Source organism: Rossellomorea sp. GCM10028870 (assembly GCF_042666755.1).
Lineage (GTDB): Bacteria > Bacillota > Bacilli > Bacillales > Bacillaceae_B > Rossellomorea.
In genome coordinates this window covers 256,591-272,322 of record NZ_JBHTGN010000001.1, presented here as the reverse complement: position 1 = coordinate 272,322, position 15,732 = coordinate 256,591, and the positions used below count along the sequence as shown (strand labels likewise).

Below are 15,732 nucleotides of genomic sequence, written 5' to 3'. Positions count from 1 at the left end.
GGAATCTGCCTTTTTGCTGCTCAATTATCCAATAAATAAGAAGAATACGTCCCAATCATTTTCACTTTGCATCCGAGGGCTTCCATTTCACTAACTGCTCCCGGAAGAAGGACATCATCCATTTCATGAGCCACATCAATTAAGAAGAAATAATCCCCCAACCCTGTTTTCAGAGGTCTTGATTCAATTTTACTTAAATTCAATTGTCTCCAGGCAAAGGTTGATAATACCTGATGGAGCGCTCCTGATCGATCTTTTGGGAGAGTCACCATCAAGGTCGTCTTCTCCAGACTTTTTTCCTGAGAAAGTGACAATGGATCAGCCGTCTTATGTAAAACGATAAACCTTGTATGATTATAGGCAAAATCATGAATGTTTTCATGCATGATTTTCAATCCGTATTTTTCTGCTGCCAGTTCGTTTCCAATTGCCCCAAGGAACGAGTCAGGATTCTCACTCACGAATTTAGCAGCGGCAGCCGTACTCGTCGTCTGTTCCAGGGGTACCCCGCGAAACTGCTTATGTAAAAACTTATGACACTGTGCCAATGCGTGGGAATGGGAAAGAACTTTCTCGATAGAATCTTCACTGTCACTCCATTCTGGATGTATCATTAAGTGCTGCTGAATCGCGGACGTCAATTCAGCTACAATCGCTAAATTCGCTTCATGAAACAAATAATCGACTGTAATATGTACCGAGCCTTCCAGGGCATTTTCTAATGGGACAACGGCATAATCAACCTCATTCTCTATTACCGCTTCAATGCAATCCGGAATCGTCACATACGATACGGTATCTTCTTCTGGGAATGCCTTCTTAACAGCTAAATCTGTAAAGGAAGCCTGGGGTCCTAAATACGCAATTTTCACTCTGATCTTCCTCTCGCTCTCACCAAATTTATTGAACATTCTAACACGTATACAGACAAAGAGGAAGAGCTTTTAAGCAAAAAAAAGTGTTAGGCTCCGGAACCTAACACTTCCACTTTCTCTACAAATTCTAATCGTCTGAGTTTTGAGAGTAAGTCTTCCAATCCGATCGTAAGGTCAGTCACATTTAAAGAAAGTGTGACATTCGCTCTTCCTTGCAATGGGATCGTCTGATGTATCGTTAAAATATTGCAACCATGATTGGCCGTTTCACTCAGTAAATGAGACAACGTTCCTGAACGGTCTTCCAGATGAAAGAATAGCGTGATGATTCTCTCCTTCACCACGGTGTGAAAAGGAAACACTGTATCACGATATTTATAAAAGGCACTCCGGCTTAAATCGACCCGATGGACCGCTTCCCATACTGAGTCAGCCTTGCCTCTTTCAATCAATTCTTTCGCATCCAGGGTTTTCTTCATCGCTTCAGGCAGCACGTCTTCCCGTACTAAATAAAACTTGCCTTCTTGAAATTTTTTCCCCAATGACTATTCCTCCAATTGTCTAGCTACAGAGGCCAGAGGGTATGATCAAGCCTCTCTGAGTACCGCTTTCGCTTTCTATTGTAGAGCATTGGCGGCTTATCCTTGACCACCATAGCTTTTCTGTCATCCAGCTACGGCACCTGTCTCTCGAGGTCATAAGTCAAGCCGCCTCCGCTTTTCTGTCCGAAATAGATGAAGGATGAAACTTAATCTACAAATTCGAATTCATATTTTAACAGGCGGATTGTGTCACCGTTCTCGGCACCACGCTCACGAAGGGCTTCATCCACACCGTACGAACGAAGCTGTCTTGCGAATCGTCTCGTAGAATCTTCCCTTGAGAAATCGGTCATTTTGAATAATCTCTCAATTTTCGCACCGCTGACAACGAATGTTCCATCAGGATCACGAGTGATTTCGAATTCTTTCTCTTCTTCTTCATGCTTGTAAACAACACGGTGGATGCCTGTTTCTTCTTCTTCATGAATAGGGAATTCAGAAGTCGTTTCCACTTTATCGGCTACAGCATATAGAAGCTCACTCAGGCCTTGACGCGTAACAGCCGAGATCGGGAACACAGGATAATCTTCCTGAAGTTTTTCTTTGAAGATCTTCAGATTCTCTTCTGAATCAGGCATGTCCATTTTATTCGCAACAATGATTTGAGGTCGCTCCGTTAAACGAAGATTGTATTGCTTAAGCTCTTCATTGATCGTCAGGTAATCCTCGTATGGATCTCTTCCTTCCATTCCACTCATATCGATCACATGGACAATGACACGCGTACGTTCTATATGACGCAGGAATTGGTGACCGAGTCCGACGCCTTCATGGGCTCCTTCAATCAATCCAGGCAAATCGGCCATAACGAAACTTCTGCCATCTCCCGTTTCAACCATCCCTAAATTCGGAACGATGGTAGTGAAATGATAGGAAGCAATTTTCGGCTTAGCTGCTGAAACGACTGATAGCAATGTGGATTTCCCGACACTCGGGAATCCTACCAATCCAACATCGGCCAGAAGCTTTAATTCCATGACGATATAACGCTCTTGTCCAGGCTCCCCTTTTTCAGAAAGCTCAGGAGCTGGGTTGGCAGGCGTAGCGAAACGGGAATTCCCTCTTCCACCCCGGCCACCTTTCGTAATCACGGCACGTTGACCATGCTGCACCAGGTCCGCAATCGTTTCACCTGTGTCATCATCCTTCACGACTGTTCCAGGTGGAACTTTGACAACCATATCTTCCGCATTGCGTCCATGCTGATTCTTACTCATCCCGTGCTCTCCACGAGGTGCCTTGAAATGACGTTGATAGCGGAAATCCATTAAGGTTCTTAAACCTTCATCCACTTCGAAAATAACGTCTGCACCGTGACCGCCATCTCCTCCGGCGGGACCACCTTTAGGTACATATTTCTCACGACGGAAGGCAACCATACCGTTTCCGCCGTCACCACCCTTTGTATAAACCTTGACCTGATCTATAAACATACTTTCACTCCTAACTTATCCGTGCAATAGTTGAATTTCCGCCTGTATTGAGGCGACTATCCAGCCATTACATGAATGACAAGAACCTCTTCTTGAAGCTGTTCTATTTCTATATTTTCTCCGTTTGATTGTTGATCTTTAATCCAGTCTTCTACCACGCTCGTACTCTTTAGTATACCTGTGAAATCAAATATCAAACGGGAATGTTCTTTTGTAATGTTCAGTAAGATGGATAATTGATTCTCTACATTGTTCATTACATTTGATTCAAGGAATTCCAGAAACTCCTTGCACCAGTTGTAAAGTCTTCGGTCTTCAAGCCCGTGTGCGGACTCCAATTGAAGTACTTCAAAATCCAGCTTAATCAAATGTCTTGACCAATTATATGTTAATATCCACTCTGCCAATAATGGAAGTTTTAAATTCGATAGCTTTGATTCATTTTGTGCAACAAGGACCATTTCTTCAATCACTTGCTTCGCCCGCTCCACACGATCAAGATCCAGGTTACCTTTAATTAATTGCAGATCATTCATCCAGTCGTGACGAGCATGTCGTAACGCCTCGACTACACCCCAATTTTCGCTCATAATCTAACTCCTATACTTTAAGTGCTTACCTGTAAGTATATCAAAGATGGGACTGGTGCGTATATCGTTTCTGTAAAATTGATGGGGTGAATGAAAATCGGTTGGAATGCTTGATTTCAAGGGATTGAAAATATGTCCTTAGTTTTGAAAATAAATGGGTGGAAGTTGAAAATAAAATTCGATTTTTGAAAATATATGGTGTGAATTTGATAATAAAATGCAAAAGTTGAAAATAAATCACTTTTTCCATCTCTTTTATGCATGATTTCCCTAGGATTCAAAGCTTATTCTCAACGAATGTTTCACTTATTTGGAATAAATTAATACATTCACTCAAAAATTCTTTGCGTATAGATAAAAATTGGAAGTCGATAATAAAATGGTCGAATTCGATAATATATTCGAAAAGTCGATTATAAACAGGTCAAAGTCGATAATATATGTCTCAAACTCGATAATATATCACCCAAAGTCAATCATAAGAATACCGGACCCGTTCATACCTGAGCCAAACTTCCTCAAATTCAACGATACACTTGCAATTTCAGCAAAACGAACGCAAAATCAACATTTTTTCTTCTCAAATACAACTCTTTACCCATATATAAGCGCACTACATAACCTATACAGTACCAAAAACCGAGCCCGCACCCATATCCCTAAAAAAATAAAACTCTAACCGAAAGTCGGTTAGAGTTTTCGTTAAAGATATGCGATTAAGCTTCATTCGCAACTGGGTATACGCTCACTTTTTTCTTGTCACGACCCATGCGTTCGAAACGAACAACACCGTCGGTTTTAGCGAAAAGTGTATCGTCGCCACCACGGCCGACGTTTAGGCCTGGATAAATTTTCGTACCGCGTTGACGGTAAAGAATTGATCCACCAGTAACCATTTGACCGTCTGCACGCTTAGCACCAAGACGCTTTGAGATAGAGTCACGACCATTTTTAGTCGAACCTACTCCTTTTTTAGACGCAAAAAACTGAAGGTCTAATCTTAACATCTGTTCCACCTCCTACTTTTTGAAGGTTATTTTAATAAAATCACTATAGTCTCTTTCAATCGTTTGGAGGCTGATAAGCATGCTATTAAGTAGCAGCTGAATCTTGCTCTCTGTTTCTTCCGGAAGATCATCAGGGATGACACAGCGAAGAAATCCACCATCAGAGGATTGCTCAATGGCCGGTTCTACACCCGTTAACGCCATAATGGCATTAATACTGCCGAATGAAACAGCAGAAGCACCTGCACAAACAATGTCTTGCCCATTTTCGGCAAAATCAGCATGTCCATCCATTGAGAAAGAACGGATTCTTTTCCCCGATGAACGCTCTACGTAAACGTTAATCATGTCATCACGCCTTACGCGTTGATTTCGTCAATGACAACTTTAGTGTAAGGTTGACGGTGACCTTGCTTACGACGGTAGTTCTTTTTCGCTTTGTATTTAAATACTACAAGCTTTTTCGCGCGGCCTTGTTTTTCAACTTTCGCTGTTACAGTAGCTCCATCCACTAAAGGACTTCCTACTTTCACATCGTCACCACCAACGAATAGAACCTTGTCAAAAGTTACCGTATCGCCTTGCTCTGCGTTCAACTTTTCGATGTAGATTGCTTGACCAGCTTCTACACGGATTTGCTTACCACCTGTTTCGATAATTGCGTACATAATCGCACCTCCTTATAAACTCAGACTCGCCAATGACAGGTGTTGGATCACTCCACACTTTTGTACCTGTAATGAGCGGTTGTAGCACGGGTGCTACAATCAATAACATTAGAATCCTATCATAAAATTTGATGTACTGTCAATAACAATCACGAAATTCATATAATCTTTGTTACATGGTAATGAGGATGATCATGGGCGATTACTTTTATTGTGATCTTTTTACTCAACGCCTTTTCCAATCTTTGAAGATGGACATTCTGTTTTCCAGAAAAAACAGCTGCGACTTCCCGGGTCGCTTCCACTTCAATTTCGGAACCATCCTTCCCCTGCATTTCCCACAGTTCCCTTTCAAGCTGAAATGCCAGCGTCTCCGGCGTCATTTCCCTTCCTGTACCATGACATACCGAGCAAGGACGGGTCAAGTAGGCAGAAAGGGGCTGACGGGTCCTTTTTCGCGTCAATTCAAGAATGCCAAGGGAAGTGAAGCCTACAATCGTGGTGCGCTGCTTATCCGATACCAACGCATCAGAAAGTGCATCCATCACTTCCTTTTTGTGGCTTTCCTTTTTCATATCGATAAAATCAATTAAAATCATGCCGCCCAAATTACGGAGTGCGAGCTGCTTCGCCATTTCTTTTGCTGCTGATTTATTGGTTTGTAAAATGGTTTGCTCTAAATCGTCTTTACCCGTAAACTTACCGGAATTCACATCCACGACGGTCATGGCTTCTGTAGACTCAATGACGAGAAATGCCCCTTTATCAAGCCATACCACTTTTTTCAGTGCGTTCTCCCAAGCAGGGGCAACGTGATAATGACGAAAGATATTTTCATGACCCTGATAGAGTTCAAAGGTCCACTTATCTTTGATCCCGTGTCCGCTCATTTCCTCTAAATGAAGAAGGCTATCATAGTCATCGACCACAATTTTTCCTCCACTCCCCTTTTTCATTTGTTCAAGGAGATCTTCATGGAAAGTGTCCTGTTGCGATAAGAGTGAGGGGCATTTGGCTCTAAGAGATACCCGATGCAGACTTTCATATCGTGAACGTAATGACACGAGCTCCTCCTGTAACACTGCTTCTCCCGCTTCAGCAGCATCGGTACGCATGACAATGCCTTCTTCAGGCTTCTTCCACTCGTTCCCTAAGCGTCGTAATACCTTCCTGTTCTCTTCATCCACTTTTTTAGACACCGCCACGTAGTACCCTTGTGGCATGTACACAAGATGATTCCCTCTCAGCTCAATAACGGCCGTCAACCTTGCACCCTTCGTTCCAATTTCGTCCTTCATGACCTGCACGATGATTTTTTGACCTTCATGAACGCACTTCCCGATTGGTGTAGGAATGCTGCCAGTATGATACGCCTCGACGTTTTGCGGAAAGTCCTTTTCATGCAGATAGCCGTTTTTACCGTGACCAAAATCTACAAATGCTGCACCCAGTCCCTTTTGAACTTTAATGACTCTTCCCAAATAAATATTGCCCGTCAACGTTTCTTCGCCGGGCTGATATGTATGTAAACCTATGATTTCATTATTCGATCGGTATACCCACCGTTTTTCCCTGCTTTTACTATGAACAATTATTTCTTCCACAGCGGAAACCCCTTTTCTACAAAAAAAGTCATAAGAAAAAAGGGTTGAACCCAACCCTTTTATTAGTATGACCTTACTTTATACAGTTCCTCTTCATTCGTCAATAAAGGTAGAGAAGATCTTTCGTTTTGGCAGAGGTCATCTTTTCAGCGAAAAAGGCATGGAGGATCTCGTTTTCATCAAGCTTCCCCACTTCGATTCCTTTTTCGAATACAACCAATGGATGCTTCACTCCACGTTGAAATCTCTCTACTACCGTTAGAATCGAATCCTCCCCTTCGATGGGGAGGGGCTTCAATTCTACGAATTGATGACTCTTGCCGTAATACCTTTCTAACAAAAACTTCATAAACGCATATCGTCTCTGTTTCCAGTCCACCCAAAGGGAGAAATAGAGGAACGAAAGAACAATCCAAAGATTCAAATGAAGGGGAGCGGTTATGAGAACAATCAAATGAAACACTAATAATAAGCCAAAAGAAAAGAGAAGCGTGTACTCATACGCTCTCAGATAATTAAACTTCGTGGCTAATAATAAAGAAACCATCTTCCCTCCATCCAATGGCCAGATGGGAAGGAGGTTAAATAATAGTACCATCATATTTAATTGAAGAAAAAGTGAGAAGGTTTCCTGGCTGATGACGCCTGTGCCCAAGAGCCCCCACCCTAAGGCAATCAGCCAAATATGCTGCAGGGGACCTGCTGCCACCACCCAGAACTCTTCCCGCAGTGAACGGTTTCCATGTTCATCCATCTCGGCAACGCCGCCAAATGGTAACAGTGCAATTCTCTTCACTCTCCAGGAAAAATAATGCGCCATCAATCCGTGCCCCAATTCATGAATGGTAATGATGATCAGAAGCAGAATCAGCTCAAAAAAGTGAGCTGTCATAATGGCTATGGCAATGACAAGCCAAAGCAAAGGGTGAACATAAAATTTTTTCATAAGTGTAATGATATTAGTCAAATGACATCACCTGTATCGGGTCGATAAATGTATCACCCATTTTTATCGCAAAATAAAACTCTCCTGTCACATCGTTCTGACTGCTTGTGGAAACCTTGCCTACAAGAGATCCCTTTTCAATCGATTCATACTGTTTCACATCAATTGACTCAAGATGGCCATACCAGGATTCTGATTTGTCTGCATGTTGAATGACGACTGTGTTCCCAAGCTCCTCTTTCTTACCTGCAAATATAATCAAGCCCCCCTTCATAGCTGCCACATCTTCACCTAAACCCGTTTGAAGCATGATTCCTTGTCCATTTGTTTTAAAATTCTCAACGACCTTCCCTGCCGCAGGTACGGCATATTCAGCACTTTGCGTTGAAGAGGATTCTTTCTTTGTATTACTGGCAGGTAATAAGGCTAATGGTTTTCCGAATTGATCCTCATACCACGTGGAAATGGCGGCAAATTGAAACTCTGTATCCATGGTTTTCGTGACAATTGATTTCGCCTCATTGAATACAGGTGAAGGACTCTTAAACATAATGGCCGTCACCAATACCATGATTCCGGCTCCAAGAATTTTTAGCATAAAGGTTTCCTTTTTAAACAAAGGATGCACTCCCTCATGTGGCGGTCCGCCTTCAAAGCTTGTCTGGCGTTCCATTCCATAACGCTCCTCGTCCGATAGGAGGAAGTGTGAAGGGTTCTGGCCTGAATTCGTTCTCTTTCGTTTCGCTATCCGCTTACGTATTTCATCCGCACGATTCCCCATGTACACCATTCCTTTTTATAAGGTATTGTTTCTTAACGTTTGGTTCATTTCTTGATGCATCACCCTATCCCGGAGTGATTCTATACTAATGGTTCTGTGTTCATGATGATGGACAAGGGATGTTAGATCCATATAAAAAGAGGTCCATTCGATTACACATGATTTGCTACAATGTATGACTTGTCCTTTAAGAATATTCATGGGGAGAATAAAAAAAGTCCCGGCAAAACGCACTATGCGCTTTACCGGGACTGATCATTATGCTTTTACACCGAACAACTTTTTAATTCTCGAAAAGACTCCAGCCCTTTCTTCTTCCAAGGACTGTAACGGAACAGATTCACCCAAAATTCTTCTGGCAATATTCCGGTAGGAAATAGAGGCTTTGCTTGTTGAATCAAGAGCGATCGGCTCACCTTTATTGGAAGATTTGATCACATTATCGTCATCGGCTACGATTCCAAGAAGGTCGATGGAAAGATGGGCTGTAATTTCATCCACATCCAACATTTCACCATTTTTCATCATATGATTGCGAATGCGGTTAATGACGAGTTTAGGCGGTTCAATATTCTCTTTTTCGAGTAAACCGATAATCCGATCCGCATCCCTAACAGCAGAAATTTCAGGTGTCGTGACGACAATCGCACGATCAGCACCTGCTACAGCGTTCTTATACCCCTGCTCAATTCCCGCAGGACAATCTATGATGATATAATCATAGTCTTGCTTTAAATCCAATACTAGCTTTTTCATTTGTTCAGGGTTAACAGCGGATTTATCACTTGTTTGTGCAGCTGGCAGTAAAAATAGTTTGTCTTCGAAACGCTTGTCTTTTACTAGAGCTTGATGTACTTTACAGCGGCCCTCTACAACGTCTACTAAGTCATAAATGATTCTGTTTTCGAGTCCCATCACCACATCCAGGTTTCTGAGGCCGATATCTGTATCAATTAAGCAAACCTTTTTGCCTTGTAGAGCTAATGCTGTACCAACATTGGCAGAAGTAGTCGTCTTTCCCACTCCACCTTTACCTGAAGTAACAACTATGGCTTCACCCACATTAGCTTCCTCCTTTAAAACTAGTAATATTTGGTCTAAGATGCTTTAAAACTTGTAATCGATCCACAACAATTTGCCCCTGATCGTCGACATACGCACATTCCATTTCGTGGTCATCGTCTTCCTCCACCCGATCAGGTGCCCGGTTCAAGGAATCCCCTATCCGGAGCTGGGACGGAACCATTTTCGATGCCACAATGACCGCCTCCTGGTTTCCATTGTGGCCGGCATGGGCAAGCCCTTTTAATGAACCCAATATGTAAATGTTCCCTCCAGCCAGAACTTTTCCCCCGGGATTGACATCGCCGACAATAAGGATGTCTCCTGGCACTTCCACGACTTGTCCCGACCGGATAACCCCGGTTAGAGTTTCTATATTTCGTTCATCTATGAGTTTCTCTGCATCATTCTTAGTAATCACATTACTCCATACTTCATTCACTACTAAATTGCGTTTTTGTCTTACAATCTCTTTCAACTCTTCTACTTGATCATCTGTTAAGTAGCGATTGCCTGTTTGAATATTGACCGTGAGGAGGGGAGTCCCTTCCGTTTCCCGGTAATGGGCAGACAGTTTATCGTCCAATTCCTTCTTCAACTCGCGAAAGGAGCATTGATCATTGAGATGAAGAGTCAGTCCTTCTTTTGTTCCTTTTATCATCACATTTGGCTTTTTATTCATGGCGCAAATTTTCACCTCAGTCGTCTATTAAATTCGACATAAGCTGTGTCATTTCCTCTTTTTATGAAAAAATTACTAATAGAATTTAATCTTCCAACCACTCTTTCCGTTTACGGAGGAGATAGTTCCTAAGTGGAAATGCCAAAACTATATAAAACAATATATTAAGGACCAATGTTGGCCACAAACGCCAGTCCACGAACTGCATAAACGTCAAATCGGTTCGCTGGATAATTAAATTGATTTGATACACCAAAAACTCTAAGACAGAAAGGTTCACAAGAGAAATGATTCCCAGTACAAAGAGGTTATTATGTAAAACCTTCATCATCTGGTGTGATAAAAAGATGACAAACGGAAAGAGCACTAAGTAAATTCCATTGATTTCAGTGTAATAAATATCAAATAGAAAGCCAAAGATGAAACCATAAAGCAACGCAGTTCGATACTGATAATACGCACAAATAAAGAACAGCACAATAATCAGAAAATGTGGAACAATGATTTTCTGATCAAACCATTCTTCATTAGGGAAAAGATGAACAAATAGACTTTCACTGTAAAAGAAAAGCAGGGTCATGAAAGGAAGGAGGAGCCTGCTAATCATTGCTCTTCCTCCTCAGAATCTACTTCCTGTTCTGTCACACCTTGAATTTCTCGGTCGATGACCATGACGTGCTCCAGGTGATAAAAATCAGCAGCAGGCTTTACATATGCCGTTTGAGTCAGGCCGTATTGATCCGGTTTCACTTCTTTTACTTCCCCGATAACCAGACCCTTAGGGAACACTCCTCCTAACCCGGAGGTCATCACTTTAGAGCCTTTGTCCACTTTCATATCGTTTGAAATCCGCTTAACTAGGATTTCTTTTTTATCACTGTCGTATCCTTCAATCCACCCGTTAATATCTTGTTCTTTCCCTTGAATCACTGTGGAAATCCGGTTTTTTGTATTGTTTGTCGAAATTAATTCAACAGTGGATGAAAATTCATTTACGCTCTTAATCTTTCCAATCAATCCGGCCGATGAAATAACAGCCATGTCTGATTTAATTCCGTTCACTTCCCCTTTATCGATCGTCAGGAGCTCTTGCCAGCGATCCGGGTTTCTTGCAATGACGGTGGCTTGAATCGTGTTATAGGCACGAAGGTCTTCCTTCTTTTCAAGGACCGCTCTTAATTCAGTATTATCTTGTTTAAGGTCTTTCACTTTTGTTTCAAGCTTCACTAACTCATCTAAACGTGTTTTCAGCTTTTCATTTTCTGTGTATGTATTTTGAAGATCTTGAACGTTTTCAACAACTCCCGCTACATAATTAACAGGTTTTGAAACCAATGACTGTCCGAATCCTACCATATCTTTCACAAACTGCTCAGGCCAGCTGATGCTATCTCGCTCCCGCAAAGAAAATCCAATTAATCCCACAAGGACTATGACACTGACGAGCAGAATGATCAAACGTTTATTCAGGAAGAATTGTGGCATGATGTACACCTCAACCTTTTCTCATTCTAGTAAATACTATATCAAAAATCGCTTGTTTTTGATATCATTCGTCAAAATATTCATGGTTCTTCGAAAAAAGATGGGGCCGGCCTTAAGATTAAATCAGTAACCTTAAGGAGACGTCCCCCATACATTATCTATTATTATTTTCCCCGATTTTTAAAGAGGTGAATGTGGTCAAGGGCTTTCCCTGTACCAATGGCCACACAATCCAGAGGCTCCTCAGCAATGAGGACCGGCATTTTCGTTTCATCACTGATCAGTTTGTCAAGATTACGAAGAAGGGCTCCGCCCCCTGTCAGCACAATTCCCCTGTCCATAATGTCAGCCGCGAGTTCTGGTGGTGTCTTCTCTAATGTACTCTTAACCGCATCGACAATCGTATATACAGTATCACGAAGGGCAGATGCAATTTCAACGGCCGTTATTTCTATCGTTTTCGGTAAACCTGTCAGAAGGTCACGCCCACGGATTTCCATCGCTTCGATTCCTTCAGAATCCCCGGCAGAACCGACTTCCATCTTGATGTTTTCCGCTGTACGATCCCCGATCATCAGATTATACGTTTTGCGGATATAGTTGATGATGGCATCATCCATTTCATCCCCGGCAACACGGATCGACTGACTAGTCACAATCCCTCCTAAAGAGATGATCGCTACTTCCGTCGTTCCTCCACCAATATCCACGACCATACTTCCCGTTGGTTCCCATACTGGCAGGTTTGCGCCGATCGCAGCGGCAAAAGGTTCTTCGATCGTGTAAGCATCCCTTGCGCCAGCCTGTCTTGTTGCATCAATGACCGCTCTTTCTTCAACGCCCGTAATGCCTGACGGTACACAAACCATGACGTAAGGCTTACGTGAAAAAGCGCCTTTATTACGTGTCGCTTGTTTTATGTAGTACTTCATCATCGTGGCAGTTGTTTCGTAGTCAGCGATCACCCCATCCTTCATTGGGCGAAGCGCCACTACATTCCCCGGTGTTCTTCCGATCATGTTTTTAGCATCATTTCCGACTGCTACAATTTGCTTATTATCTGTTTGAAGTGCCACAACAGAAGGTTCGCGAACGACAATCCCTTTGCCTTTCACGTACACCAATGTGTTAGCTGTTCCTAAATCAATCCCTAAATCTTTCGTTCCAAACATGAATGGTATCTCCCTTTCTGATACAAATTGGCTGGTTTTTAACATTTTATATGTGTTTTCACAGGAGAGTTGTCCAATCACTCTCTATCCTCGTAATTTTCTTCACAATAATTGTACGTTCATGCATAACGAAAAGACTCATTCCCTTGTAGAATGACTCCCTTATTCACAGACTGCGTTATATAGAATCACCATATTGTTTGCAAAAATCATAAACTTTATTATATCGTAACCAGGAAAAAAATCATAGTGTCATAAATACCCTTTTTCCTTTAAACTGATAAACTTCTTCTCCCCTATTATAAGATGATCGAGTATATCAATACCAATGATTCGACCACATTCCACTAATCTTTTTGTCACTTCAATATCTTCCCTGCTTGGAGTCGGATCTCCCGATGGATGGTTATGAATACAAATGATTGATGCGGCGGATCGCCGAAAGGCTTCTTTGAAGACCTCCCGAGGGTGTACGATGGAGGCATTCAGACTTCCAATAAAGATGGTTTGTTTGTGGAGAACTTGATTCTTTGTGTTGAGGTATAAGCAGACAAAATGCTCCTGGGCCAAAAATCTCATATCGTTCATCACATAGTTGGCTCCGTCTTCCGGGGAGCGGATGCTATATCTGTCATCAAAGGCTAAGTTGCTGATTCTTCGACCAAATTCAACAGCAGCCATAATTTGAACTGCCTTTGCAAGACCGATCCCCTTCGTTTTCGTAATCTCTTCCAGGGAAGCATCCTTTAATAGATTCAATCCGTCAAAATGATTGAGCAGCCGGTTGGCCAGTTGAAGAACAGACTGGGATTTTGTTCCGGTCCGGAGTAAAATAGCCAGCAGCTCCTGGTTGGATAGACTGGCTGCACCACTTTGAATCAGTCTTTCCCGGGGTCTCTCGTCTTGAGGGAAATCCCGGATCATCAGCCTGTTTTCTTCGTGCTGGGGTTTTGTTTTTACCATTGGTTCCTCCTTTTCTTACACTCGGGAGTCATTCTGTTTGAAGATAGCCCATTTCAAGTAAAACACGATTCACTCGTGAGATGGGTAAACCGACGACGGAGAAATAATCGCCTTTGATTGCTTTGACAAATTTCGCTCCGATTCCTTGAATACCGTATGAACCAGCTTTATCAAAAGGCTCTTCCGATGCAATATAGTCGTCAATCTCTTTAGAGGTCAACTCCCAAAACGTAACATCCGTTTTTTCATAAAAAAGTTTCTCCACATCACCATTAAGGATCGCAACGCCTGTGTAGACAGCATGGGTAGAACCTGAAAGCATCTTCAGCATTTCCTTCGCTTCTTCTTTCGATTCCGGTTTTCCTAGGATCTGTCCATCCTTAGCTACGACGGTGTCAGAACCGATCACATAATGGGTGGGGTGCTGATTCGCTATCTCTTTTGCTTTTTTCTGTGCAAGATACATCACCACTTCATGAGGCAATAAATCAGATGAAAAGGTTTCATCTACAGTAGAGCTTATGACGGAAAAAGAGAGTTGGATTTGTTGTAGAAGTTCTTTTCGACGAGGAGATTGTGAAGCGAGTATGAGGTTGGACACACCATACCATTCCTTTCAGAGTAGAAATTGGGAGATACATGACTATACTACCAAATTCCTCCTCCCTAAACAAGTAAAAATAGAGCCCGCACTCTTATGTCAGCAGGCATATATCTGACATAATGAGAGAGAGGCTCTATATTGCATAAAGGATTATTTCCTAGAAAATAGTCTAATTCAGTCGAAACTATAATCCGCTGTAAAGTTGGAGGTAGGATAATAGTTCTTCCTGGACTTTTTGGGCATCCTCCGGGGACTTCATCGCTGCTGCAAGATTCCCTGCATTGACCAGGGATTTTTTCATGGAAGCGACGGACTCTTGTCCTACCTTGATCCCTTCCAATTCCTTTACTCCGGATTGAATGGTTTTAATGGTTGCATCATCAGGGGTCCCCCCGACCACACCACTGCTGCTCGCCTGCGCGATTGTGCTATAGAGGGCATTCCCTTTCTCAAGAAACGCTTTCTCTTCTTTAGAGGCGTTGATTCCCTTAGAACCGAGAACAAAATCCTTCGCGTACACCTCGACTCCTTGGTCTTTAAGTTTGCTCCCAAGATTTTTGGCCGTTTCAAGATCCCCCGCTACACCCAGAAATAAGAAGAATTGCCCGTCCTTCTCCACACTTGCATGAGAAAAGCCTTTTGCTGACAAACTATCCTGCATGGCATTTAGTTGCTCCTCTGTCGAATAAACACCACCTTGAACGATTGAAGTGGAGAAATCCTGTAATTCAACAGCAGATACCGCCGGCTTTCCTTCCGTATTTCCTTCTGCTGTACTGTCTTGCAGCGTTGCCGCCGGTACAGAAGGTCCATCCGTTGTCGTAATGACTTTAAGCGTGCCAAACCCTAACACTGCTCCCACCACAACCGCGCCAATTATCGACATTAAAAGATTAACAGAGTCCTGAAAAGGATTTTTGAAAGACTTTCGCTTCTTTTTGTTCCCTGACACATAATTGATTTTTTTGTATTCCTTAGGAGGTTGGGCTTCCTCATCATCTGGAAGGATCCAGTCGAACCCATTGTCTTCCGCCTCTTCCCCGGCTGCCGCTTCAGATTCCCCCAACTTCCAATCATAAACAAGAAGATCTTCTTCAAAATTTGTTTTTTCACCATTAATTTTAATAGAAATCTTTTTATCATTCCCTCTTCTTTTATCCATCACCGCCACCCTCCTTCATCTATTTTTTTCCATGCTATCACAAACAATAGAAAAAAGAACAAGACTTTTGTCGTCTTGTCCTAATAGGTTTTCGTC

Annotated in this window: 18 protein-coding genes and 1 other annotated feature; all 18 genes read right to left on the bottom strand. The window is 42.4% G+C overall.

Annotated elements, in window-relative coordinates:
- Positions 1-20: 20 nt before the first annotated feature.
- Entirely contained in the window at positions 21-911 is an 891-nt protein-coding gene (gene pheA / locus ACFQWC_RS01360) for a prephenate dehydratase (protein WP_299738732.1), read from the bottom strand.
- A gap of 50 nt (positions 912-961) precedes the next feature.
- Entirely contained in the window at positions 962-1,417 is a 456-nt protein-coding gene (locus ACFQWC_RS01355; RefSeq protein WP_113969485.1) for an ACT domain-containing protein, read from the bottom strand.
- Between the two features lie 206 nt (positions 1,418-1,623).
- On the bottom strand, positions 1,624-2,910 hold the full coding sequence (gene obgE / locus ACFQWC_RS01350) for a GTPase ObgE (protein WP_044339520.1): 1,287 nt from the start codon (positions 2,908-2,910) through the stop codon (positions 1,624-1,626).
- 56 nt (positions 2,911-2,966) lie between these two features.
- Entirely contained in the window at positions 2,967-3,500 is a 534-nt protein-coding gene (locus ACFQWC_RS01345) for a Spo0B C-terminal domain-containing protein (protein ID WP_299738744.1), read from the bottom strand.
- A 716-nt stretch (positions 3,501-4,216) separates the two neighbouring features.
- Positions 4,217-4,507: a 50S ribosomal protein L27 gene (rpmA, locus tag ACFQWC_RS01340; RefSeq protein WP_044339518.1), complete on the bottom strand. Its 291-nt coding sequence runs from the start codon at positions 4,505-4,507 to the stop codon at positions 4,217-4,219.
- Between the two features lie 12 nt (positions 4,508-4,519).
- On the bottom strand, positions 4,520-4,855 hold the full coding sequence (locus tag ACFQWC_RS01335) for a ribosomal-processing cysteine protease Prp (protein WP_299738748.1): 336 nt from the start codon (positions 4,853-4,855) through the stop codon (positions 4,520-4,522).
- Positions 4,856-4,866: 11 nt separating this feature from the next.
- Positions 4,867-5,175 (bottom strand): 50S ribosomal protein L21, encoded by a 309-nt coding sequence (gene rplU, locus ACFQWC_RS01330; RefSeq protein ID WP_034757222.1) that lies wholly within the window; start codon positions 5,173-5,175, stop codon positions 4,867-4,869.
- A gap of 12 nt (positions 5,176-5,187) precedes the next feature.
- Positions 5,188-5,266, bottom strand: a sequence feature (ribosomal protein L21 leader region).
- Positions 5,267-5,333: 67 nt separating this feature from the next.
- Complete coding sequence (locus ACFQWC_RS01325; protein ID WP_341356625.1) at positions 5,334-6,779, bottom strand: Rne/Rng family ribonuclease; 1,446 nt, start codon at positions 6,777-6,779, stop codon at positions 5,334-5,336.
- A gap of 100 nt (positions 6,780-6,879) precedes the next feature.
- Positions 6,880-7,746 carry a M50 family metallopeptidase gene (locus tag ACFQWC_RS01320; protein WP_299738755.1) on the bottom strand — a complete coding sequence of 289 codons (867 nt, stop codon included), beginning with the start codon at positions 7,744-7,746 and terminating at the stop codon, positions 6,880-6,882.
- Positions 7,739-8,506, bottom strand: a complete 768-nt coding sequence (locus tag ACFQWC_RS01315) for a peptidoglycan DD-metalloendopeptidase family protein (protein ID WP_377105730.1) — start codon at positions 8,504-8,506, stop codon at positions 7,739-7,741. Before ACFQWC_RS01315 ends, ACFQWC_RS01320 begins: the two co-directional genes overlap by 8 nt.
- 258 nt (positions 8,507-8,764) lie before the next feature.
- Positions 8,765-9,568 (bottom strand): septum site-determining protein MinD, encoded by an 804-nt coding sequence (gene minD, locus ACFQWC_RS01310; RefSeq protein ID WP_299738758.1) that lies wholly within the window; start codon positions 9,566-9,568, stop codon positions 8,765-8,767.
- Between the two features lies 1 nt (position 9,569).
- Positions 9,570-10,250, bottom strand: a complete 681-nt coding sequence (minC, locus tag ACFQWC_RS01305) for a septum site-determining protein MinC (protein WP_299738760.1) — start codon at positions 10,248-10,250, stop codon at positions 9,570-9,572.
- 85 nt (positions 10,251-10,335) lie between these two features.
- A complete protein-coding gene (gene mreD, locus ACFQWC_RS01300) occupies positions 10,336-10,857 on the bottom strand; it encodes a rod shape-determining protein MreD (RefSeq protein WP_299738762.1) in 522 nt (173 codons plus the stop codon).
- Entirely contained in the window at positions 10,854-11,735 is an 882-nt protein-coding gene (gene mreC / locus ACFQWC_RS01295) for a rod shape-determining protein MreC (RefSeq protein ID WP_299738764.1), read from the bottom strand. The genes mreD and mreC overlap by 4 nt, the downstream gene beginning before the upstream one ends.
- A 164-nt stretch (positions 11,736-11,899) precedes the next feature.
- Positions 11,900-12,952, bottom strand: coding sequence for a rod shape-determining protein (locus ACFQWC_RS01290; RefSeq protein WP_377107198.1), 1,053 nt, complete (start codon positions 12,950-12,952; stop codon positions 11,900-11,902).
- A gap of 207 nt (positions 12,953-13,159) precedes the next feature.
- Positions 13,160-13,870 carry a RadC family protein gene (gene radC, locus ACFQWC_RS01285; RefSeq protein WP_377105727.1) on the bottom strand — a complete coding sequence of 237 codons (711 nt, stop codon included), beginning with the start codon at positions 13,868-13,870 and terminating at the stop codon, positions 13,160-13,162.
- Positions 13,871-13,898: 28 nt separating this feature from the next.
- Positions 13,899-14,471, bottom strand: coding sequence for a Maf family protein (locus tag ACFQWC_RS01280; protein ID WP_299738771.1), 573 nt, complete (start codon positions 14,469-14,471; stop codon positions 13,899-13,901).
- Positions 14,472-14,658: 187 nt separating this feature from the next.
- On the bottom strand, positions 14,659-15,636 hold the full coding sequence (locus tag ACFQWC_RS01275; protein WP_377105724.1) for an SPOR domain-containing protein: 978 nt from the start codon (positions 15,634-15,636) through the stop codon (positions 14,659-14,661).
- Positions 15,637-15,732 lie beyond the last annotated feature (96 nt).

Bases quoted from the DNA above. Each gene is read 5' to 3' on its own strand.
- pheA (WP_299738732.1), bottom strand. From the start codon at position 911: ATGTTCAATAAATTTGGTGAGAGCGAGAGGAAGATCAGAGTGAAAATT.
- obgE (WP_044339520.1), bottom strand. From the start codon at position 2,910: ATGTTTATAGATCAGGTCAAGGTTTATACAAAGGGTGGTGACGGCGGA.
- ACFQWC_RS01345 (WP_299738744.1), bottom strand. From the start codon at position 3,500: ATGAGCGAAAATTGGGGTGTAGTCGAGGCGTTACGACATGCTCGTCAC.
- rpmA (WP_044339518.1), bottom strand. From the start codon at position 4,507: ATGTTAAGATTAGACCTTCAGTTTTTTGCGTCTAAAAAAGGAGTAGGT.
- ACFQWC_RS01335 (WP_299738748.1), bottom strand. From the start codon at position 4,855: ATGATTAACGTTTACGTAGAGCGTTCATCGGGGAAAAGAATCCGTTCT.
- rplU (WP_034757222.1), bottom strand. From the start codon at position 5,175: ATGTACGCAATTATCGAAACAGGTGGTAAGCAAATCCGTGTAGAAGCT.
- ACFQWC_RS01315 (WP_377105730.1), bottom strand. From the start codon at position 8,506: ATGGGGAATCGTGCGGATGAAATACGTAAGCGGATAGCGAAACGAAAG.
- minC (WP_299738760.1), bottom strand. From the start codon at position 10,250: ATGAATAAAAAGCCAAATGTGATGATAAAAGGAACAAAAGAAGGACTG.
- mreD (WP_299738762.1), bottom strand. From the start codon at position 10,857: ATGATTAGCAGGCTCCTCCTTCCTTTCATGACCCTGCTTTTCTTTTAC.
- mreC (WP_299738764.1), bottom strand. From the start codon at position 11,735: ATGCCACAATTCTTCCTGAATAAACGTTTGATCATTCTGCTCGTCAGT.
- ACFQWC_RS01290 (WP_377107198.1), bottom strand. From the start codon at position 12,952: ATGTTAAAAACCAGCCAATTTGTATCAGAAAGGGAGATACCATTCATG.
- radC (WP_377105727.1), bottom strand. From the start codon at position 13,870: ATGGTAAAAACAAAACCCCAGCACGAAGAAAACAGGCTGATGATCCGG.
- ACFQWC_RS01275 (WP_377105724.1), bottom strand. From the start codon at position 15,636: ATGGATAAAAGAAGAGGGAATGATAAAAAGATTTCTATTAAAATTAAT.